General features: G+C 61.2%; 18 protein-coding genes. All 18 read left to right on the forward strand.

Annotated elements, in window-relative coordinates:
* The first annotated feature begins 1 nt into the window (after position 1).
* Positions 2-1,234, forward strand: coding sequence for a radical SAM family heme chaperone HemW (hemW, locus tag ACTQXM_RS01410; protein WP_441537019.1), 1,233 nt, complete (start codon positions 2-4; stop codon positions 1,232-1,234).
* A 58-nt stretch (positions 1,235-1,292) separates the two neighbouring features.
* The gene (locus ACTQXM_RS01415) at positions 1,293-2,396 is read left to right on the forward strand and encodes a DnaJ domain-containing protein (protein ID WP_441048389.1); all 1,104 of its coding nucleotides are present in this window, start codon (positions 1,293-1,295) and stop codon (positions 2,394-2,396) included.
* An 81-nt stretch (positions 2,397-2,477) separates the two neighbouring features.
* A complete protein-coding gene (dnaJ, locus tag ACTQXM_RS01420) occupies positions 2,478-3,626 on the forward strand; it encodes a molecular chaperone DnaJ (protein WP_441041560.1) in 1,149 nt (382 codons plus the stop codon).
* Positions 3,627-3,635: 9 nt separating this feature from the next.
* Positions 3,636-4,928, forward strand: coding sequence for a MiaB/RimO family radical SAM methylthiotransferase (locus ACTQXM_RS01425; protein ID WP_441537020.1), 1,293 nt, complete (start codon positions 3,636-3,638; stop codon positions 4,926-4,928).
* Positions 4,909-5,895 (forward strand): PhoH family protein, encoded by a 987-nt coding sequence (locus ACTQXM_RS01430; RefSeq protein ID WP_441537021.1) that lies wholly within the window; start codon positions 4,909-4,911, stop codon positions 5,893-5,895. The genes ACTQXM_RS01425 and ACTQXM_RS01430 overlap by 20 nt, the downstream gene beginning before the upstream one ends.
* The gene (gene ybeY / locus ACTQXM_RS01435; RefSeq protein WP_441537022.1) at positions 5,892-6,401 is read left to right on the forward strand and encodes an rRNA maturation RNase YbeY; all 510 of its coding nucleotides are present in this window, start codon (positions 5,892-5,894) and stop codon (positions 6,399-6,401) included. The genes ACTQXM_RS01430 and ybeY overlap by 4 nt, the downstream gene beginning before the upstream one ends.
* A 9-nt stretch (positions 6,402-6,410) precedes the next feature.
* Positions 6,411-6,788 carry a diacylglycerol kinase family protein gene (locus ACTQXM_RS01440; protein ID WP_427726826.1) on the forward strand — a complete coding sequence of 126 codons (378 nt, stop codon included), beginning with the start codon at positions 6,411-6,413 and terminating at the stop codon, positions 6,786-6,788.
* A gap of 12 nt (positions 6,789-6,800) precedes the next feature.
* On the forward strand, positions 6,801-7,874 hold the full coding sequence (gene era / locus ACTQXM_RS01445) for a GTPase Era (RefSeq protein WP_441048393.1): 1,074 nt from the start codon (positions 6,801-6,803) through the stop codon (positions 7,872-7,874).
* Between the two features lie 15 nt (positions 7,875-7,889).
* Positions 7,890-8,639 (forward strand): DNA repair protein RecO, encoded by a 750-nt coding sequence (gene recO / locus ACTQXM_RS01450; RefSeq protein ID WP_154516310.1) that lies wholly within the window; start codon positions 7,890-7,892, stop codon positions 8,637-8,639.
* 138 nt (positions 8,640-8,777) lie between these two features.
* Positions 8,778-9,056: a 30S ribosomal protein S15 gene (rpsO, locus tag ACTQXM_RS01455; RefSeq protein ID WP_154516313.1), complete on the forward strand. Its 279-nt coding sequence runs from the start codon at positions 8,778-8,780 to the stop codon at positions 9,054-9,056.
* A 151-nt stretch (positions 9,057-9,207) separates the two neighbouring features.
* Entirely contained in the window at positions 9,208-11,454 is a 2,247-nt protein-coding gene (locus ACTQXM_RS01460; RefSeq protein ID WP_427794772.1) for a polyribonucleotide nucleotidyltransferase, read from the forward strand.
* A gap of 652 nt (positions 11,455-12,106) precedes the next feature.
* Positions 12,107-13,777 (forward strand): ribonuclease J, encoded by a 1,671-nt coding sequence (locus tag ACTQXM_RS01465; protein ID WP_117654800.1) that lies wholly within the window; start codon positions 12,107-12,109, stop codon positions 13,775-13,777.
* A 1-nt stretch (position 13,778) separates the two neighbouring features.
* Entirely contained in the window at positions 13,779-16,559 is a 2,781-nt protein-coding gene (locus ACTQXM_RS01470) for a DNA translocase FtsK 4TM domain-containing protein (RefSeq protein WP_441537391.1), read from the forward strand.
* On the forward strand, positions 16,559-18,049 hold the full coding sequence (locus tag ACTQXM_RS01475; protein WP_441537390.1) for a RodZ domain-containing protein: 1,491 nt from the start codon (positions 16,559-16,561) through the stop codon (positions 18,047-18,049). Before ACTQXM_RS01470 ends, ACTQXM_RS01475 begins: the two co-directional genes overlap by 1 nt.
* A 26-nt stretch (positions 18,050-18,075) precedes the next feature.
* Positions 18,076-18,573: a YajQ family cyclic di-GMP-binding protein gene (locus ACTQXM_RS01480; RefSeq protein ID WP_118079877.1), complete on the forward strand. Its 498-nt coding sequence runs from the start codon at positions 18,076-18,078 to the stop codon at positions 18,571-18,573.
* A gap of 26 nt (positions 18,574-18,599) precedes the next feature.
* On the forward strand, positions 18,600-19,949 hold the full coding sequence (gene rimO, locus ACTQXM_RS01485) for a 30S ribosomal protein S12 methylthiotransferase RimO (RefSeq protein WP_441537389.1): 1,350 nt from the start codon (positions 18,600-18,602) through the stop codon (positions 19,947-19,949).
* Positions 19,950-20,048: 99 nt separating this feature from the next.
* Positions 20,049-20,597, forward strand: a complete 549-nt coding sequence (gene pgsA / locus ACTQXM_RS01490; RefSeq protein WP_427793554.1) for a CDP-diacylglycerol--glycerol-3-phosphate 3-phosphatidyltransferase — start codon at positions 20,049-20,051, stop codon at positions 20,595-20,597.
* A gap of 12 nt (positions 20,598-20,609) precedes the next feature.
* Entirely contained in the window at positions 20,610-21,140 is a 531-nt protein-coding gene (locus tag ACTQXM_RS01495) for a CinA family protein (RefSeq protein WP_441547585.1), read from the forward strand.
* Positions 21,141-21,308: the final 168 nt, after the last annotated feature.

Consider the following 21,308-nt stretch of genomic DNA (forward strand, 5'->3'; position numbering starts at 1 on the left):
GGTGGCCGTTAGCGCGCTGTACGTGCATGTGCCGTTTTGCGCTCAAAAGTGTCGGTACTGCGACTTTGACTCACGCAGTTTTGCTCCGTGCGACCTGAGCGCTGCGCTCGATGCCTATTTTGTGCAGCTGTATGCGCGCCTTGATGCCTTTGGAGACACCGGGGCGCTTGCACAGGTCCGCACCGTCTATGTTGGCGGCGGCACACCGTCGCTGGCGGGAGAGCGTCTGGTGGCGCTTGCCCGGCGTATTTGCATGTGGTGCAAGCCCGTTGAGTTTACCTGCGAGGCTAATCCTGAGTCGCTGACCGCCGAGCTTGCCGCTGCGCTTGCCAAGGTTGGTGTCACACGCGTCTCTCTGGGCGTGCAAACGCTCGATAATGCCGAACTTACCGCCATCGGCCGTATTCACGATGCCGATCGGGCGCTCGCTGCCATCACGACGGTTAAGGACGCTGGGCTCGATGTGTCGTGCGACCTTATGTGCGGCCTTCCCGGGCAGACCGCAGCGAGTTGGAAGCGCACGCTCGATGGCGTGTTGGCAGCGCTGCCGCATCATGTGTCGGTGTACCCGCTCACGCTCGAGCAAGGCACGCCGCTCTACCGCATGGCGTGTTACGACGAGTCGCTCGAGCCCGACGAGGATTTTCAGGCTGCGTGCATGGAAGCGGCGCGCGAGCGTCTGGGCGCGGCCGGCTATCACCCGTATGAGGTGGCAAGCTATGCTCTCGACGGACATGAGTGCTCGCATAACATCGCCTATTGGACCGGACGGGGCTATCTGGGCCTGGGTCGCTCTGCCGCCGGTATGCTCGACGCCGAGGATTTCGATCGCTTGGCCGGGCTTTATCCCGACGTGCCCGGTCGCGGCGATGCGTATCGCGTGCGTCTGGTGCAACGCGACGATGCCGCGACGACGTTTGATGCCGAGTATCTGTCGCGGCGCGAGGCGGCGGCGGAGGATTTGATGCTTGCCTGCCGCATGACGCGTGGCATTGGGCCCGACCTGTTGGTTCGCTCGGCAAGCGTGATTCCTGCAGACGAGCTGGCGGCGTCCTGTGACCGTGCGCTCGAGTTGGGCCTTGCCACCTGGGTACCCGATGATGTCGGGGGGCATGCGGGGCGCATCACCTCAAAAGATGTTGTAGCAGGTCGCGCCCGCGCCCGTTTAGCGCCCACCCACTTGGGCTGGCTCGATGGAAATATGCTGTTCGAGCTGTTTTGGGGTCTAGCTTAGGCCGCTCGGGTAGAATTACCGCAATATATACGCTGCTGTGAGCAGGAGGTTGCCGCGCATGGCGACGATGAACGAAAAAGATTACTACGAGATCCTGGGTGTCTCCAAGGACGCCACCTCGCGTGATATCCAGAAGGCCTTTCAGCAAAAGGCCCGCAAGCTCCATCCGGACGTCAACAAAGAGCCGGATGCCGAGGAAAAGTTTAAAGAGGTTTCCGAGGCCTATGCCGTGCTTTCGGACGAGCAGAAGCGTGCGCGCTATGATGCCATGCGCTCGGGCAATCCCTTCGCCGGCGCTCCTTCTGCTTCGCCCTATGGCGGCGGCTACGCCGGCAGCGCGGGCTATGGCAATCCCTTTGAGGGCGGCTTTCCCTTTGGTGGCGCCTGGGGCCAGCAGCGTCGCAGCCAGGCTGCCTATAATCCCGAGAACGGCGCCAACGTGGTCGTCGATATTAAGCTCGACGCCAAGGAGGCCAAGGGCGGTGCCCGCAAGACCGTCCGCTATACGCGCTTCGATACCTGTGGTCATTGCGGAGGCTCGGGCTCTATCTCGTCCGAGCATGCACATACCTGTCCGAGCTGCGGCGGTCGCGGCCACATCGACGTCGACCTGTCCTTCCTGTTTGGTGCCGGCACGTTCCAGTCGGTCTGCCCCGAGTGCGGCGGTTCCGGTAAGGTCGTCGCCGACCCCTGCCCCGATTGCGGTGGCAGCGGACGGACCCGTGTGACCTCCGAGCAGACGATTGAGTTTCCCGCCGGCACGCATGATGGCGACGAGGTCCATATTGACGGCATGGGTCACGCCGGCACCAACGGTGCCTCGGGCGGCGATTTGGTCGGGCGCGCCCATGTCGAGGCCGAACGCCTGGAGGGCAAGGCTCGTACCGGTTTTTACCTGATGGGCATCGTGGCGCCTTTTTTGGTGCTGTCGGCCATCTCGGGCGTGTTCTCGGCCTTTGCCATGATGTGCTTTGTTCCGTTTGCCATGGGCTTGTTCATGGTGCTCTCGGACGGCGTGCTTCACCGCAGCCTGCTGTGGTGGAAGCGCGGCGCGATGCAGTTTGCCAACGGTTTTGCCAACGGATTTATGTTTGCTCTCGTGTCGGTTTGGTTTGCGAGCTGCTCGCAACGTGCCATGCTTTCGCCCTACGCAATGCAATAACATCAAACCCTTTGTTTGCGGTCGGCCCAGCTTGGGTATAGGACGCACTGTGACAATAATGAAAGTCGGAAGGATTCGGTCGTGTCGGAAAATAGGGATTACTACGAGGTACTTGGCGTCGACAAGGATGCCGACGCGCGGACGATTAAGCGCGCGTTTCTAAAGAAGGCCCGTATCGTACACCCGGACGTTTCGGACGACCCCGATGCCGAGGCCAAGTTCAAAGAGCTCAACGAGGCATATTCCGTTCTTTCCGACGAGCAGAAGCGTGCAAACTACGATCGCTACGGTTCGCCCGACGGCCCCGGTGGCTCTGGCTATGTCGACATTAACGATATCTTTGGCGGCATGGGCATGGACGACCTCTTTTCGTCGTTCTTTGGCGGCGGTGCCGGCGGTGGCGCCCGAAATCGCCGCGAGCGTCGTCGCGGCCGCGATATGGCCATCTCCCTTTCGGTGACCCTTGAGGAGGCGGCGCTCGGTTGCAAAAAGACGATCAGCTATGACCGCCTTGCCCCCTGCGAGGATTGCAATGGCACCGGTAGGGCGGAGGGTGCGGCCGAAAAGCAGTGCAGCCGTTGCCACGGCACGGGCTATGTCACGACGGTCCAGCGCTCGTTCCTGGGTCAGGTTCAGTCCTCTTCGCCCTGCCCCGACTGTCATGGCGAAGGCACGGTCATCGACCATCCCTGCGAGACCTGCGACGGTCAGGGCCGCACGCCTTCGCATGAAAAGATCGACATCGATATCCCCGCCGGCGTCTCGACCGGTCGCCAGCTGCGCGTGAGCGGCTTTGGCGAGGCAGGCCTTCGTGGTGAGCCCTCGGGCGACCTGATCGTCAACGTGCGCGTCGCCGATCACGAGCGTTTTAAACGCAACGGCGACGACCTGTACCTCGTGAGCGATATCTCGATTGCGCAGGCTGCACTCGGCTGCGAGATTAAGGTTGAGGGCATTTTGCCCGACGAGGTCGTCAAGGTGTGCGTCCCCGCCGGTACGCAGTACGGCGACACCGTGAGTGTCAACAACTACGGTATGCCCCGTATCGGCGGTGGCGGCTCGCGTGGACGCTTGATTGTTCAGCTGCGCGTGCTCGTCCCCACGAACCTTTCCGCCAAGCAGCGCGAGCTGCTCGAGGCTTTCGCCGCCGAGTCGGGCGACGATGTCGCTTCCGGCAAGAAATCGGTGACCGATCGCATTAAGAGCGCTCTCGACGACATCCTCGATTAAGGAGCCCGCGTGCTCGCACCTCATATCTCTGTTGTCAACCTCGGCTGCCGTGTCAACCGGGTTGAGTCCGACCGTATCACTGCCGATCTTATGCGCCTGGGTTTTGCAATGGTGGAGCCTCAGGATGCGGAGCTGATCGTCATTAACACCTGTGCCGTTACGGGCGAGGCCGAGGCCAAGACCCGTAAGGCCGTCCGCCATGCGCTGGCTCATCCAAAAGAGCCCTATGTGGTCGTGACCGGGTGCGTTGTCAATTTGCACCCCGAGGAGCTTCTGGAGCTTTCGGACCGCGTGATCGCGGAGCCGTCTAAGATCGATGTCGCCGAACGCGTCTGCGAGGTGCTGGGCGTTGAGTCCGATAGCGTGGCTGCCTGTAGCGACGGCGATGTGGTCGACGCGCTCGGTCGCTCGCGTCTGGGTGTGAAGATCCAGGACGGCTGCAACCATCGTTGCACCTATTGCATTGTGTGGAAGGCCCGCGGCCCCGAGCGCTCCGTGCCGGTCGAGTCTGTGCTCGAACAAGTTCGTGAGGCTCAGGAGGCCGGCGTGCCCGAGGTGGTGCTGACGGGCGTGAACCTGGGCGCCTACGATGGCAAGAGTGCGACCGACGAACACGTCGAGATCGATGAGCTGCTCGAGGCAATCATGGAGCGTACGTCTATTCCTCATGTGCGCATTTCCTCGGTCGAGCCCATGGATATCTCCGAGCCCCTACTTAAGGTCATGGCGCGCTATCCGCAGCGCATCGCCCCGTTTTTGCACCTGCCCGTGCAGTCTGGCTGCACGGCGACCCTGCATCGCATGGGCCGTCCCTATAGCGCCGAGGCATTTGAGGAGACGGTGCGTATGATCCGCGCCAACTTGCCTCAGGCGTCCCTTTCGTGCGACGTCATCGTCGGTTTTCCCGGCGAGACGGACGCGGAATTTGAGGAGTCGCTGGCGTTGTGCCGTCGCGTGGGCTTTTCGCGCATGCATGTCTTCCGCTATAGCAAGCGTCCCGGTACCCTTGCTGCCGATATGCCCGACCAGGTGCCGCCCGAGGTTATGGCTGAGCGCAGCCGTCGTATGCGAGCCGCGGCGCAGGAACTCGCCATTGCCGACGCCCGCCGTCGCGTGGGCACCGTCGAGCGTGCCGTGCTCGAGTGTGGCGACAACCTGACGCTCGGTTCGTTCCATCATGCCCGTCTTGACGATACCTGCGGACTCACAGCCCCGTGCCTGCTCGATGTTGCTATCATCGGAGTCGATGATTCCGGCTTGGTCCATGCACGCAGGGAGGTTCATGGAAGCCTCGAAGATTAGACTTACCGTTCCCGATGGAATTGATCCCTCGCGCGTTTTGGGTGCCGGCGACGGCGTCCTTCGTGCGCTCGAGAGCTTGGTTCGCGCCCACGTGGTCGCCCGTGGCGACAGTATCGCCGTGTGCGGTGACCCGGACGAGGTCGAGCTCGTGGCGCGCTTTTTCGAGCATGCTTTTCGCGAGGTTGCCGCCGGACGGACGCTGTCTGTCGACGATGTCTCTCGCTGCCTGGCCGTCTTGCGCGACGGTGAGTACGGGGCTACGTCGCTTCGCGATGATGTGCTGCTTTCGTATCACGGTCGTGCCATTCGCCCCAAGACGCTCGGTCAAAAGCGCTATGTGGATGCCATCCGCTCGCATACCATCACGTTTGGCTTGGGTCCTGCCGGTACCGGTAAGACCTATCTGGCCATGGCACTCGCCGTTGCCGCGCTCAAGCGTCACGAGGTGGGCCGTCTGATCTTGACGCGTCCGGTTGTCGAGGCGGGGGAGAACTTGGGCTTTTTGCCCGGTACCCTCGAGGAAAAGATCGATCCCTACATGCGTCCGCTCTACGACGCCCTTTTTGACATGATGGATCGCGAGCGCACCGATGAGCTTATGGAGCGTGGCGTGATCGAGATCGCCCCGCTTGCCTACATGCGCGGTCGTACGCTGAGCGATGCCTTCGTGGTGCTCGACGAGGCTCAAAATACCACCCCCGAGCAGATGAAGATGTTCCTGACGCGCTTGGGCTTTAACTCCAAGTTTGTGATTACCGGTGACCTGAGCCAGCGTGACTTGGTAGGTCGTCGCGGCGGTCTTGCCGACGTTGAGCAGATTTTGGGTCGTGTCGACGATGTCGCGTTTTCGCACCTCGAGCGTGCCGACGTGGTGCGTCACGCCTTGGTGGGGCGAATCGTCGAGGCATATGATGCTTATGATGACGTGCGCGAGAAACGCGTGCGCGACCGAAAGGAGTCCCGTTGAGTGTATTGATCAGCAACGATGCCGAGCTCGATACGCTGCTTGACGCGCAGGAGGTAGAGCACATCTGCGAGGTCGTGCTTGCTGCCGAGGGCGTTGAGCGAAAAGTCGAGATTTCCCTTTCGTATGTCGATGAGGATGAGATGCACGAGCTCAACCACGAGTGGCGCGGTATCGACCGTGCCACCGATGTCCTCTCGTTTGAATGCGACTCGGCCTTTGACGAGGATATCCCAGCCGACGAGACGCTCGAGCTCGGCGATATCATCTTGGCCCCGCAGGTCATTGCCCGTCAGGCCCCCGGCTTTGGCAATAGCTCTGCCGATGAGTGCCGCCTGATGCTCGTGCATGGCATGTTGCATTTACTGGGCTACGATCATATCGACGACGACGAGGCCGAGGTCATGGAGGCCCGCGAGGACGCCATCCTGCGCGATTTGGCGCTCGAGCGCGGCGAGGACCCCAAGCTGGTTCACGTCGGCCCCATCACCAACCATGCCCACGACTAGGAGCCGTCTATGATTCCCGGATCGAACAAGGACCATCCGTCCTTTTTAAAGTCGTTCTCCTACGCCATGGAGGGCTTCGTTACCGCCGTCAAGACCGAGCGTAACATTAAGGTCATGCTCGTGGCGGGTGTGTGCACTGTCATTGCCGGCTGCATCGTGGGGCTCGACATTGCCGAGTGGGCTACGATTATCATTTGCTGCGGCCTGGTGATTCACGGCGAGCTGTGCAACACCGCCATGGAGGCGATTGTCGATTTGGCGACCCAGGAGTTCCATCCGCTGGCAAAGCGTGCAAAGGATATCGCCGCCGCCTCCGTATACGTTCTTTCCATCACCGCCGCGATTGTGGGCTTGTTGGTATTTGCCCACGCGCTCGGCTTTATTTAGAAAGGGATCTTCATGTCCGACAATATGCAGCCTATCGATGAAACGCTGGACGACGAGCCCCTGGATGCTGTGGATGCCGAAGCGACTGAGGCTTGCGAGGTCGAGGAGTTCGACCCGTTTGAGGGCATGAGTGACGAGGAGCTCGACGCCCTGTGCGACGAGGGCGACAGCCTCGCGGGCTTTGGCGACGTTGAGCCCGGTTTCCGCAGCGGCTTCGTGGCCCTGGTCGGTCGCCCCAACGCCGGTAAGTCCACGCTGCTCAACGCCTGCTATGGCAAAAAGGTCGCCATCACCTCGCCGGTGGCCCAGACGACCCGCCGTCGCATGCGCGCCGTCGTCAATCGCCCCGGTTACCAGCTGGTTTTTGTCGATACCCCGGGTATTCACAAACCCAAGGACGGCCTGGGGTCCGAGCTCAACAAGAGCGCGCTGTTCGAGCTGAACGATGTCGATGTCGTCGCGTTTTTGATTGATGCCACCAAACCGATCGGCAGGGGAGACGCCTGGGTTGCCGAGCGCGTCAGATGCGCCCGTTCCAAGAAGGTCCTGGTGCTCACCAAGGCCGATGAGGCCGATCCCGCACAGGTCATGGAGCAGCTTAAGGCCGCCCACGAGCTCATGGAATATGACGATGAGATCGTGACGTCGTCGGTCAAGAACTTTAACGTCGATGCCTTCATCGAGACCGTTGCGCACTTTTTGCCCGAGGGCCCGCGTTGGTTCCCCGAGGACATGGGTACCGACGCTTCCGACGAGACGCTCGTTGCCGAGTTTGTGCGCGAGAAGGTCTTGCGCCGCACCCGTGATGAGATTCCGCACTCCGTTGGCGTAATCTGCGATGCGCTCGAGCAGACCAAGAAGGTGCTGCGCGTGCATGCCACCATTTACGTCGAGCGCGAGGGCCAAAAGGGCATCATCATCGGTAAGGGCGGCGAGATGATCAAGCATATCGGCATCGACGCCCGTCGCGATCTTGAGCGCATCTTTGGCACGCAGGTCTTTTTGGAGCTGGATGTGAAGGTAAAGGCCGGCTGGCGTGACGACGAGGCCCAGATTCGCCGTTTTGGCTACAACGCCGAGGACTAAGGGCGCGCGGCGCTCATGGCAGGCTCACGGACATATCGCACAAAGGTACTCGTCCTCGATAAGACCAAGCTCAAGGAGACCGATCTGATCTTGACGATGCTCGATGAGCGGGGTCGGCAGGTCCGTGCCGTGGCAAAGGGCGCGCGCAAACCCGGCGGGCGCCTGGCGGCGCGCTGCGAGCTGTTCTGTACCGTCGATATGCTGCTCGCGCACGGACGGTCGCTCGACGTGGTTTCCCAGGCCGAGCTTATGGAGGCGCCGCTCGGCGCCGCGCCCGATTACGAGACGACCTGCGCCGCAAGCGCGATCGCCGAGGTCGCGCGCGTGTGCTCGTTCGAGGACGCCGAGGACCCGTTTACCTTTGCCATTACGCAGCGAGCACTTGCCCTGGTGGGCAGCAGGCTCGACACGGCACATATGGACCTGCTTGTGGCGGCATATGTCTTTAAGCTGTTGTCGCACGTTGGCTATCGACCCGATTTTTCGGCCTGCGTACTGTGCGGAGACCCCATGCTGTCGTATTTTTCGCCCCAGGCGGGCGGGCTCATGTGCGGGTCGTGCGCGTCGAGCGTTCCGGGTGCCGAGCTGGTGTCGACCGGCGAGGTCGCATGGCTGCGCGCCCTCATGTCCATGACCTTCGATGCGCTCATGGCCGAGAGGGTCGATCCTCATACTGCCGCCTTTTTGCTGGGGCTTTCGCATGTTTGGGCTGCGACGCACACCGATCAGCGTCTTCGCGCGATGGAATTCATGTTGGGTCGGTGATGATGGGCATACGCGGTCCGCTTGTGGTAACATACCGACCTGTTGGTACCTCGACCTTGGATGCTCGCTCCACCGGCGGCTTCCCAGTCCGAGGCGAATAGAGTCGCCCGCGGGCGACGCGAAACGAAAGGTGAAACAATGACTGTTTCCAAAGAGCGCAAGGCGGAGCTGACTGCCCAGTTCGGTAACACCCCGGTCGACACCGGCAACCCCAAGGTTCAGGTCGCCATCCTGACCGAGCGCATCAAGGAGCTGACCGAGCACATGAAGTCCCACCAGAAGGACTTCCACACCCGTCGTGGTCTGCTCATGCTCGTCGGTCGCCGTCGTCGTCTCCTCTCCTACATCAAGAAGAACGACGTCGTCGAGTATCGTGAGCTCATCAAGGCTCTGGGCATCCGCGACAACATCCAGTAAGGATTTGTACATGCTTAAGAGCGTCCTGCGCAGCGGGGCGCTCTTTTTGTGTAAGGGCGTGAACAATCACGCTCTGAAGCGTGGCGGGGGCAGGGGGCCCGCGTCACATGAGAAGCCCGCTGGCAAGGGGCCTGCGGGGTAAAGGAGAACAATGACACTCGTATCCAAGACCTTTGAGCTGTACGGCAAGACCTACACCTTTGAGTCGGGCGAACTTGCCAAGCAGGCCACCGGCGCCTGTCTGGTCAAGCAGGGCGACACCACGATGCTCGACACCGTGGTCGTCTCCAAGGAGCGCAAGAACTACGACTTCTTTCCGCTGACCGTCGACTTCAACGAGAAGATGTACGCTGCCGGCCGCATCCCGGGTGGCTACCTCAAGCGTGAGGGCCGTCCCAGCGAGAAGGCCACGCTCACGGCCCGCATGATCGACCGTCCTATTCGCCCGAGCTTCCCGGACGGCTTCCGCAACGAGGTGCACATCGTCGCCACCTCGCTCGTCGCCGACCAGGTCAACCCCTTCGACGTCATCAACGTCATGGGTGCCTCCCTGGCCATGACGCTCGGCGGCGTGCCCTTCGAGGGCCCGCTTGCGTGCGTGCGCATCGGCCGCAACGTGGAGACCGGCGAGTTTATCGTCAACCCCACCTATGAGGAGCGCGAGAACTCCGATCTGGACCTGGAGCTGGGCGGCTCTGCCGACTTCATCTCGATGGTCGAGGCCGGCGCCGATGAGATCTCCGAGGACGATATGCTCGCCGCTATGAAGTTTGGCCAGGAGGCCCTCGCTGCCTTCTGCCAGGCTCAGGACGAGTTCGTTGCCGAGTGGGAGCAGGTCAACGGCGCTATCGTCAAGAAGGAGTACCCGCTCGACCAGCCCGTCGAGGAGGTCCAGGAGCGCATCTTCGCCCACTACGACGAGATGGCAGCCGCCCTTCGCGACGCCGACAAGCTATCCCGTATCGGCAAGGTCGAGGCTCTGAAGGAGTCCATCCGTGCCGAGTTCACCGAGGAGGAGCAGGCCGCTTGGGAGCGCGAGATCCCCGTGGCACTCAAGAAGCTCGAGAAGAAGGCCATGCGCACCATGGTCGTCGAGACCGGTGAGCGCGTCGACGGCCGTGCCGCCGATGAGATCCGCCCCATTATGGTGAAGGACAACTACCTGCCGCTCGTTCATGGCTCCGGCCTGTTCCAGCGCGGCCAGACCCAGGTGCTCTCCGTCCTGTCGCTCGGTATGCTCAACGAGGGCCAGCGTCTGGATACCATCGAGCCCACCGAGGGCAAGCGCTACATGCACCACTACAACTTCCCGCCGTTCTGCACCGGCGAGACCGGCCGCATGGGTAGCCCCAAGCGCCGCGAGATCGGCCACGGCAACCTGGCTGAGCGCGCCCTGCTTCCGGTGCTCCCCGACGAGAACGAGTTCCCCTACGCCATCCGCGTGGTCTCCGAGGTCATGGAGTCCAACGGCTCCTCTTCGATGGCTTCGACCTGCGGCTCCACGCTCGCCCTTATGGACGGCGGCGTTCCCATTAAGCGCCCGGTCTCCGGTATCGCCATGGGCCTGATCCAGGAGGAGGGCAAGACCGTGGTCCTGTCTGACATCCAGGGTCTTGAGGACTTCCTGGGCGATATGGACTTTAAGGTCACCGGCACCACCGAGGGCATTACCGCTCTGCAGATGGACAACAAGGCCACCGGCCTTACCTTTGACATCCTGGCCCGCGCCCTGCAGCAGGCCAAGGAGGGTCGCGCCTTCATCCTGCAGAAGATGCTCGATGTGATCCCCGAGCCGCGCCACACCACGCGCAGCACCGCTCCGCGCATCGTCTCCATCCAGGTTCCGACCGACAAGATCCGCGACGTCATCGGTTCCGGCGGTAAGGTCATCCGCGGCATCCAAGACGAGACCGGTGCTTTGGTCGACATCCAGGAGGACGGCACTGTCTTTGTCGGCGGCACCGGCGAGTCCGTCGACCAGGCCGTCGAGCGCATCAAGCTCATCATCAAGGTTCCCGAGCCGGGCGAGGAGTACACCGGTCGCGTGGTCTCCATCCAGCCCTTCGGCGCCTTTGTCAACCTGCTGCCCGGTAAGGACGGCCTGCTGCACATCTCCCGCGTCGCCAAGGGCCGCGTGGAGAAGGTCGAGGACGTCCTCAACGTGGGCGACGAGGTTAAGGTCGTCGTCATCGAGGTCGACGATCGCGGCAAGATCTCGCTCGATCGTCTGGATAAGCCCGAGGCTCCGGCTCGTGCCGAGGGTGCCTCCGAGGGCGACGGTGAGCACTTCCAGCGCCGTGAGCGTCCGCGTCGCGAGCGCTCCGAGCGCAGCGACCGTCCGCGCCGTCCCGGTGACAACGGAGGCCGCAAGCCCCGCCGTCACCACGACGCCGAGTAACAGCCGTACATAAGCGGCTCAACAAGGGCGACTCCGGACAGGGGTCGCCCTTTTGCTATTCCCGGCGGGATCCGCGGGTAAAGTTTCCTGCTCTACAGTCCTGCTCGCACGGAGAGCACATTAAGTGCTCTCCGGCTCGTGCGGAACTCGCGATAAACTTTACCCGCGGCCCCCGCCGGGAATAGCAAAAGGGCTGGTTGGTGCGGGTTTCGATTTTGTCAGATAGTCTATTCAGTTATCTGAATTCAGATTTTTAGATAATCGCATGTGCGGCATTACCCCAGATAAAACCGACCAAAATAAACCTGTCCCTTTTTGGCAGGTCTGGGGCCATCGGGGGCCGGGGCGGGTTAAGTTTGTCGCGAGTTCCGCACGCAAAGGAAAGCACTTAATGTGCTTTCCGTCTTGCGCAGGACTGTAGAGCAGCAAACTTAACCCGCCCCGGCCCCCGATGGCCCCAGACCGGCGGGATGGACCGGTTTGGATGGGGCTTTGATGCATGGGTGGTCTGTTGGTGGGCAAATGGGTATCATAATGCGGTTACTGCATCGACTCCGTGATGCATGTTTGTACGTTCCCGGCGGTCGGTTTGCCAGAAGCGCCCCGTCGGTTGTTCCAGACCCGTTTCGAAGAAAGGAAACCGCACGAACCTATGGCAGCTAAAAAATCATCTCCCTTGAAGATCATTCCGCTCGGAGGCCTTGACGGCATCGGCAAGAATATGACGGTCTTCGAGTGCGGCGACGACATGGTGCTCGTCGACGCCGGCCTTATGTTCCCCGACGACTCCCAGCCCGGTATCGATTTGGTGCTTCCCGACTACACCTATGTTCTGGAGAACGAGGAGAAGCTCCGCGGCATCATCGTCACCCACGGCCACGAGGACCATACCGGTTCGCTTCCGTACCTGCTGCAGGACCTCAACAACAAGGTGCCCATCTTCTCGAGTAAGCTGACGCTTGGTTTCATCGAGGGCAAGCTTTCCGAGTTCCGCATCCGCGCGCCCAAGTTCCGCGAGGTCAAGGGCGGTAGCCATGTCAATCTTGGTGGCATTTCGCTCGACTTCTTCTCTATGACGCACTCGATTCCGGGCGCTTTGGGCGTATTCATTCGCACTAACCAGGGCACCGTTATGCACACGGGCGACTTTAAGCTCGACCAGACGCCCATCGATGGCGTCACGCCCGATTATGCCGCCATCAGTCGCTTTGCCAAGCAGGGCATCGACCTGTTGCTTTCCGACTCCACCAACGCCACGGTTCCGGGCTTTACCAAGTCCGAGGCCGAGGTCGGTCCCAACTTGCTGCACGCCATCAAGAATGCCCCGGGCCGCGTGTTCGTCGCGTCGTTCTCGAGCCATATCCATCGCCTGCAGCAGATTTGCGACGCCGCCCGCAAGTGCGGCCGCAAGGTCGTCGTGACCGGACGTTCCATGCTCACCAACACCCGCGTGGCGCGCGAGCTGGGCTACCTCAACATCGACGATGCCGATATCATCGATGCCTTCGATATCGATAACCTGCCTGACGACAAGATCGTCGTCATGTGCACCGGCTCTCAGGGCGAGCCGCTGTCGGCGCTGTCCCGCATGGCCAACGGCGAGCACAAGACGCTCTCCATCCACGAGGGCGATACCGTCATCCTCTCGGCGACCCCTGTTCCCGGCAACGAGAAGGCCGTCCAGCAGGTCGTCAACAGCCTGGCCAAGCTTGGCTGCGACGTGTGGGATAAGAATCGCGCCCTCGTCCATGTCTCGGGTCACGGCAGCCAGGAGGAGCTCAAGCTTCTGATGGCCATGGCCAAGCCCACCTACTTTATGCCGGTTCACGGCGAGGCCGTGCACCTGCGAGCCCATGCCCAGCTTGCCCGCAAGATGGGTATTAAGGATGATCACATCTTTATCCTCGATAACGGTGACACGCTCGAGATGCGCGGTGGTATTGTCAAGCGCGGCACGCCCGTCGAATCCGGCGTCGTCTACGTCGACGGCCTGCGCATCGGTGATACCGACCCCATCGTCCTGCGCGATCGTCAGAAGCTCGCTAATGACGGTATGGTCACAGCCGTCGCCATCGTTTCGCTCAAGCATAAGAAGATCGAGGCCATCGAGTTCTCGGGCCGCGGCGTCTCATTTGCCATCGATGACCAGTTCTCCGAGGATGCCTCCGCATCCATCATGAAGACGATCGAGAAGGGCAAGTTTAGCTTTACGAGCAGCGGCTCCGATGCCATTCGCAAGGCCGTGCGCGATTCGCTCTCCAACTTCATTTGGAGCCGTACGCGCACCCGTCCGATGATCATCCCGGTCGTCATGGAGGTTTAGTTTGGCGCGCGGATCTGCACAAAACGCCAAAGGCAATAAAGCCAACAACCAACCGGCATCTGCTAAGGGTGCCGGTTCCCATCTTCGTGCCAATAAGGGCCACGAGGCCGAGTTCGACGATGTTGAGCCCCTGGTCGAGCCTTCGGCCAACCGCGATATCGCCGGCGTGGTTATTGCCGTTTTGGCGATTGCGTCTTTCATTGCCGTGATTTCTCCGGCAACGGCACCCGTGACGGCAGTGGTTGCCGGTTTCTACCATCTTGGCTTTGGCCTGGGCGCCTACGTGCTGCCGATCGTCATTTTGCTGTTTGCCGCCACGCTCTTTTTGGGTGAGGACTCGCCGCTCAACATTCGTTCGGTCGCGGGCGGCGCCGTTGTCTTTATCGCCGTCGTCTCCATTCTTTCGTTGATGGTGCCGGGCACGAGCGATTCGTGCGACCTCATGTTTGTGCCGCAAAACCTGTCCGCCTCGGGCGGCTACATCGGTGCGTTTATTGCGAGTGCGCTGCAGAATGCCCTGGGTAAACCTATCGCGATGGTGGTCCTGTTGGGTTTGGCCGTCGTTGGCTTTGTCATCATCGGCTTTTCGGTGGGTGGCGTTTTGCGCTCTGCGCGCGATCGCGCTGCCGATTTCGCCGAGCGTCGTCGTGCCGATGTCAATGCGAGCCCGTGGGGCGACGAAGAGGCCCTGTCGGTTCCCGGCGTCGCCCGTCCGCACCTGAGCATTCTTCGTCAGAAGGGCTCCGATATGGCCGTGACCACGGTCATGGGCAATGATGCGGACCCTGTTCGGGACGATGACGACAAGGACGATGATCCGTTTGTCGACGTGTCCGAGGCTGTGGAGGCCGAGCGCGCCAAGACCACGCTGCTGCCACGCCGCCATGCCAACAAGGGCAAGTCCGCGCCCAAGCTCAACACGAGTGAGCCCGACCCGTCTTGGTCCGATAGCGAAATCGAACTCACCGCGGGCGATGACGAGGATGACGAGTGTCCGCTCGAGACCGCCAAGACAACTTTGCTTCCGCGTCGCCAAGACAGGCGAGGACAGGTCACCGGACAGCTTTCGATGGAAGACGACCCGGACAAGGTCGACGAGTCCGAGCCGCCGTTTGCCGTGAACCCCGTGTCTGCTGCCCCGCAGATCCCCGATTTCCTGAAGCACCCCAAGGTTGCCGACGCCTCCACCCCAACGGCTTCCGCTGCTCCTGTTGCAGCCGGCGATGGGGGAGCTGACGGCACTGCTGCCGATGTCGAGGGCGAGCAAGAGGATGGCCTCAAACTCCCGCCGCTCGAAATCCTGCACGCCAATCCGCAGTCGGCGTCCGCCGCGTCTTCTGACAAGGAGTTGGAGCAGACTGCCGAGTCGCTGCAGTCCACTTTGTTGGAGTTTGGCCGTAGCGCTCGCGTCGTCGGCTGGATTGCCGGTCCCACGGTGACGACCTTTAAGCTGCAGCCCGGCGAGGGCGAGCGCGTGAGCAAGATTTCGAGCCTCGAGGACGATATCGCGCTTTCGCTTGCCGCCCAGTCGGTGCGTATCTTTGCGCCGATTCCCGGTACCTCGCTTGTGGGTATCGAGATTCCCAATCGCAAGCGCCAGAACGTTAACCTGGGCGACGTGCTTCCCTATGTGAAGGGCGGTCCGCTCGAGCTGGCCATCGGCCGCGATGCCGAGGGTACGCCGGTTGTCGCCGACCTCGCCAAGATGCCCCACCTGCTTATTGCCGGTACCACCGGTTCCGGTAAGTCGGTCATGATCAACTCCATCATCACGACCCTGCTCATGCGCGCGCTTCCCGAGGACGTTCGCTTGATCATGGTCGATCCCAAGCGCGTTGAGCTTGCCGGCTATAACGGCCTGCCCCATCTCTATGTGCCCGTGGTGACCGAACCCAAGCAGGCTGCGAGTGCCTTGCAATGGGCTGTGTCCGAGATGGAGCGTCGCCTGAAGGTCTTCGAGCGCCTCAACGTTCGCAAGATCTCGACGTATAACGAAAAGCAGGCCGCCGGCGAGTTCGAACACTACGATAACCCGCCGCAAAAGATGCCCTATCTGGTCATTATCATCGACGAGCTATCGGACCTGATGATGGTTGCCGGCAAGGATGTCGAGGCCTCGATCGTTCGTATCGCCCAGCTGGGCCGTGCCGCCGGTATTCACCTTATCGTGGCTACGCAGCGCCCCAGCTCCAACGTGGTGACGGGCCTCATTAAGGCCAACATCACCAATCGTATCGCCTTTAACGTGGCCACGGGCATCGATTCCCGCGTCATTATCGACCAGATGGGCGCCGAAAAGCTCACCGGTTTGGGCGACATGCTGTTCTCCAAGGTCGACTGGGGCAAGCCCCGCCGTATCCAGGGCTGTTTTGTCTCGGATGACGAGATCAACGAGATCGTCGAGTTCGTTAAGTCGCAAAGCGAGCCCGACTACCACGAGGAGATTCTGTCTGCCGTGGCGCCTGCTTCCATGTCCATGGCTGGTGGCGGCATTGTTCGCACGGGCGTTGCCGAACCGCAGGATGACGACCCGCTTATCTGGGAGGCCGCCCATATTGTGGTGGAATCGCAGCTGGGCTCCACATCTGGCCTGCAACGCCGCCTCAAGGTTGGCTATGCGCGCGCCGGGCGTATTATGGACATGCTGGAAGAAAAGGGCGTCGTCGGCCCGCCCGACGGTTCCAAGCCGCGCGAGGTCCTGCTGGATGACGAAGGGCTTGCCGCGCTGGAGTCTGTCGACGCCGAGATGGTACGTGAAGATCGTGAGTTTGGAGGATTCTGATGGCTGCACGCTTTGGTGACATGCTGCTCGAGCAGCGTCGCCGGATGGGCCTTTCCATCCAGCAGGTCGCCAACACCATCAAAATCAGGCCGCAGATCATCGAGTTTTTCGAGACTGGTAACTTTGCATCGATGCCTCCGCGTGGCTATGCGCAGGGCATGATATCGAGCTACGCTCGCTTTTTGGGGCTTAACCCGCGCGAGGTCGTCAACGCTTATTTTGACGACCTCATGGCATATGAACGCGATACCTCGCAGCAGGGCGGTCGTTTTCAGGATGCTGCCGGCTACGTTAACTCGCGTTCTTCGGTCGATAACGGTCGTTTTTTGATGGTTCAGGGTGGTCGTACGACACGGTACGGCCAGCGCCCTCCGCAAGCGGGCTATATCACCGAGACGGGCTCCAGCGAGGAAATTCGTTCTCAGCGAGATCGTTTTCGCAGTACGCCCCTGCCAGATGACCGTGCGCTTCCCGCCGCTCGCGGGTTGAGTCGCGATCCTCGCGCCGGTTACGGCGACGGTGGATACTCCGGTCGTAGCTATCGCGGAGTACCCGCCGGGCGTTCCCGCGATGGCTATTCCGACGCCGATACCACGCAGGTGACGCCGCGCCTCCGTTCGCAATCCCAGCCCTATGGGCAGCGCTCTTCGGCGCCTCGTTCTGGCCAGCGCGGCTATCAGGGCCGTGGCGAGCTTGCGCCGCGTCCGGGCCGGCGGGGTTCGCAGCGCCAGAGTAGCTATCGTGGTCGTCCCGATAGCGGTCGCGGCCGCATACCGCAGGGTAATGGTCGTGGTAGCTCCAATCGCGGACGCGGCGTTGGGCGCGCCTCTCAATACAACACGATCGATCCGCGCATTATTTACGTCGGCATCGGTGCCGTGGTGCTGCTGTTGATTTTGCTCATCGTGGTACTCCTGCGTGGTTGCGGCTCTGCTGCACCCGAGTCGACGCCCGAGACACCTGTGGCTACCAAGACGACGACTAAGAAATCTTCCAAGAAGACCGAATCCACTGACGAGGACAAAGACGCCGACGAGGCGACGGATACGGTCGGTTCCGATGCTGCCAAGGCGACGGTGGAAAAGGAAGAGGACGAGGTCACCAAGGTCAAGGTCTCTGTTGCCAAGGGCAAGACCGCCTGGATCGAGGTCAAGGTCGACGGTAAATCGGTCTATGGCGCTCAAGCGACCGGTCCTTTTGAGCAGGAGTACACGCCCGAGTCCTCGATTGAGATCACCACGTCCAAGCCCTCCGATGTCACGGTCACCAAGAATGGTGAAAAGGTTCGCTATGACACCAAGACATCGGGTGTGGCGCGCGTGACCATTACCGTTCCTAAGAAGGAGACCGCTGACTCCGCGAACGGCGATAATGCCGGCGGTACCGATAATGCCGACGGCACCGATGCCCAGTCTACCGTCGGCACCGACACGGCATCCGACGGCCAGACAGTGAACGATACAGATGACTATTCGTACGACAGCTACTAAGGCTCCCCGTACCGAAAGGAAGAACCATGGCTAAAGATTCCAGCTTTGACGTTGTGTCCGAGGTTAACATGCAGGAGGTCGATAACGCCTTCCAGCAGACCGCCCGCGAGATTTCCCAGCGCTATGACCTTAAAGACTCCGGCGCCACCATCGAGCTTTCGAAGGGCGACAAGCTCTTTACGATTAACGCTCCGGCCGATTTTGTCTCCAAGCAGATCATCGATGTTTTGAGCTCCAAGCTCATCAAGCGCGGTATCGACCTCAAGGCTGTCTCTTGGGACGCCCCGCAGGCGGCTTCGGGCGGTACCGTGCGCGTGCTCGGTCATATCGTCGAGGGCATCGACCAGGCGACCGCAAAGAAGATCAATAAAGACATCAAGGATCAAAAGCTTAAGGTCAAGGTGACCATCGAGGCCGATAAGCTGCGCGTTTCCTCGGCTTCTAAGGACGCTTTACAGACGGTGATTCAGTTCCTGCGCGACCAGGACTACGGACAGCCGCTGCAGTTTACCAACTACCGCTAATTTACTCGAAAGGACCGCTCTCCAACATGGATACTCCGTTGGGTTCCGTACTCTATATCACGCTTGGCTGCGCCAAGAACGAGGTCGATACCGACCGCATGCGTTCGCTGCTGACCGCTGCGGGCTACGAGGAGGCATTCGATCCTCAGGATGCCGATATCGCCATTGTCAATACGTGCTCGTTTCTTACCTCGGCGACGTCTGAGAGCATCGAGACCACGCTCGAGCTCGCTAACGAGGTGCAGGGCGGCGTTCGCTCCTGCCCCATTGTCATGTGCGGTTGCGTGCCGTCTCGTTACGGCGACGACCTGCCCGACGAGCTGCCCGAGGTCGCGGCATTTGTGAAGGCCGATGAGGAAGACGGTATCGTCTCTGTCATCGATGGCGTTCTTGGTGTGGAGCGTAAAATTGCTGCCTATATCCCGCAGGTCAAGCGTACCGTCGAGGGCGCTGTCGCCTACGTCAAGATCTCCGATGGCTGCAATCGTTTTTGCAGCTTCTGCATGATTCCCTACATTCGCGGTCGCTATCATTCGCGCAATGCCGAAAGCATTATCTCCGAGGTGCGCGACCTGGTTGCCGGCGGTGTGCGCGAGATCGTGCTGATCGGCCAGGACACGGGCATTTGGGGCACCGACTTTGTCGATGAGGACGCCGCTGAGGCCTCACCGCGCAATCTGGCGCAGCTGCTGCGCGCCGTCGCCGAGGCTGTGCGCCCGCACAACGTCTGGGTTCGCGTGCTCTATCTGCAGCCCGAGGGTATGACCGACGAGCTTATCGAGACGATTCGCGATACGCCCGAGGTGTTGCCCTATATCGATATCCCCGTGCAGCACTGCGACGCGCGCATCCTCAAGGCCATGCGTCGCTCCGGTTCGCGTCAGGAGCTCGAGGAACTGTTCCGCGATCTTCGTGATCGTATTCCCGGCATCGTGATTCGCTCCACGGCCATGGTCGGCTTTCCGACCGAGACCGACGACGAGTTCCGTGATCTTATCGACTTTATGGACACCGTCGGCTTTGACTATACGAGCGTCTTTGCCTACTCGCGGGAGGAGGGCAGCCTGGCCGCCAATATGGAGGGCCAGGTCGATGAGGAGGTCAAGCTCGAGCGCGCCCAGGAGGCCATGGATCTGGCCGAGTCGCTGGGTTTTGCCGCCACGGCAGCCCATGTGGGCGAGCGTGCCCAGGTAATCGTCGACGGTATCGAGGAGACCGAGGACAGCGCCGAGCTGATCGGTCATGCCTGGTTCCAGGCGCCCGATTCCGATGGCGCGGTGCATCTGGACGCCAGCGAGGCGTCCGTGGGCGATATTTTGACCGTCGAGTTTACCGATAGCTTCTGCTATGAGCTTATCGGCCATGTTGTGGAGTAGGAGAGCGTCGTGGCAAACGAGAGCAATAAGGAACTGACGAGCGTTTGGACGCCCGCCAACATCGTGACGTGCGTTCGCATCGTCTTTATTCCGGTGTTCATGATCGTCTCGGCCCTGTCTCACGGGGGCGTTGCCGGTACGGACTGGAGCACCTTCGACGGCCCGCTCGCCGCCGCTGCCTTCATTCTGTATGTGATCCTGTCGTGCACCGATAAGGTCGACGGCTATCTGGCGCGCTCACGCAACGAGATCACCGATTTCGGCAAGTTCTTGGACCCCATCGCCGACAAGTTGCTGGTGTTCTCGGCCTTGCTGCTGTTCTTGGATTTTGGCGCGGTGACCGTGTGGTCCGTGTTCATTATCCTGTTTCGCGAGCTGTTGGTGAGCGCACTTCGCATGGTCGCGAGTGCTGCCGGTGTGGTCGTTGCCGCCGATAAGCTCGGCAAGTACAAGACGGCGACCACGATGGTCTCCATCTGTGGCTATCTGTGCGTCTTTGCGATGGCCGGTCTTCAGCTGGGGCCGGCGTCGCTGCTGCTCGGTGTCTATTCGGTGTCGCGCTTCCTGTACGTCATCGCCGTCATTTTGACCATTATCTCGGGTGCCCAGTACTTCTGGAACTGCCGTAAGATCGTCTTTTCGGTCTAGGTCCTGGTGGGTATGACGGAGTCTTATTTGCAGATCGCCGCAAACAACGAGGAGCTGGCGCGCGAGATTGTCGAGCGCGCGAGTGCCCGTGGCGTGACGGTGTCGACGGCGGAGTCGCTGACGGCGGGCATGATCGCCTCGACGATTGCCGATATCCCGGGTGCCTCGGCGGTGCTTCGTGGCGGTGCGGTGACCTACTGCGATGAGATCAAACATCGCGTGCTCGGCGTCGAGCAGGAAACACTCGATCGGTTTAGCGCCGTGTCGCATCAGACGGCGCGTGAGATGGCCGCGGGCTCGCTGGACCTCTATCAGAGCGATGTCGCCGTGAGCGCAACGGGCTACGCTGGGCCCGGCGGCGGTACCGAGCAAGACCCCGCCGGCACGTTCTATATCGGCTGGGCGTATCGCGCGGCCGATGGGGGAGCGACGGTCGTTGAGTCTGCGCGCTGTCACTACGAGGGTGATCGGTCGTGCGTCCGTGCCTATGCGGTCGCTGAGGCTTTGGAACGCATTGTCCGCGTGCTCAATTCCATGGAATAGACGTGTTTTAAGGGGCCTTAGGGCCCCTTAATTGTGGGGATAGGGACCTTTGGCAAGGAATGCGCTTGCGCTGGCACATGTCTTTAATTTGTACGAGCACTCGTATTTGCGATTGGCATGGTCAAGCGTTTGGTCGGTGATTGGTCGGCGTTTGGTCGGGTTTTGGAA

It is taken from the genome of Collinsella sp. LCP19S3_D3 (assembly GCF_052121455.1).
Lineage (GTDB): Bacteria > Actinomycetota > Coriobacteriia > Coriobacteriales > Coriobacteriaceae > Collinsella.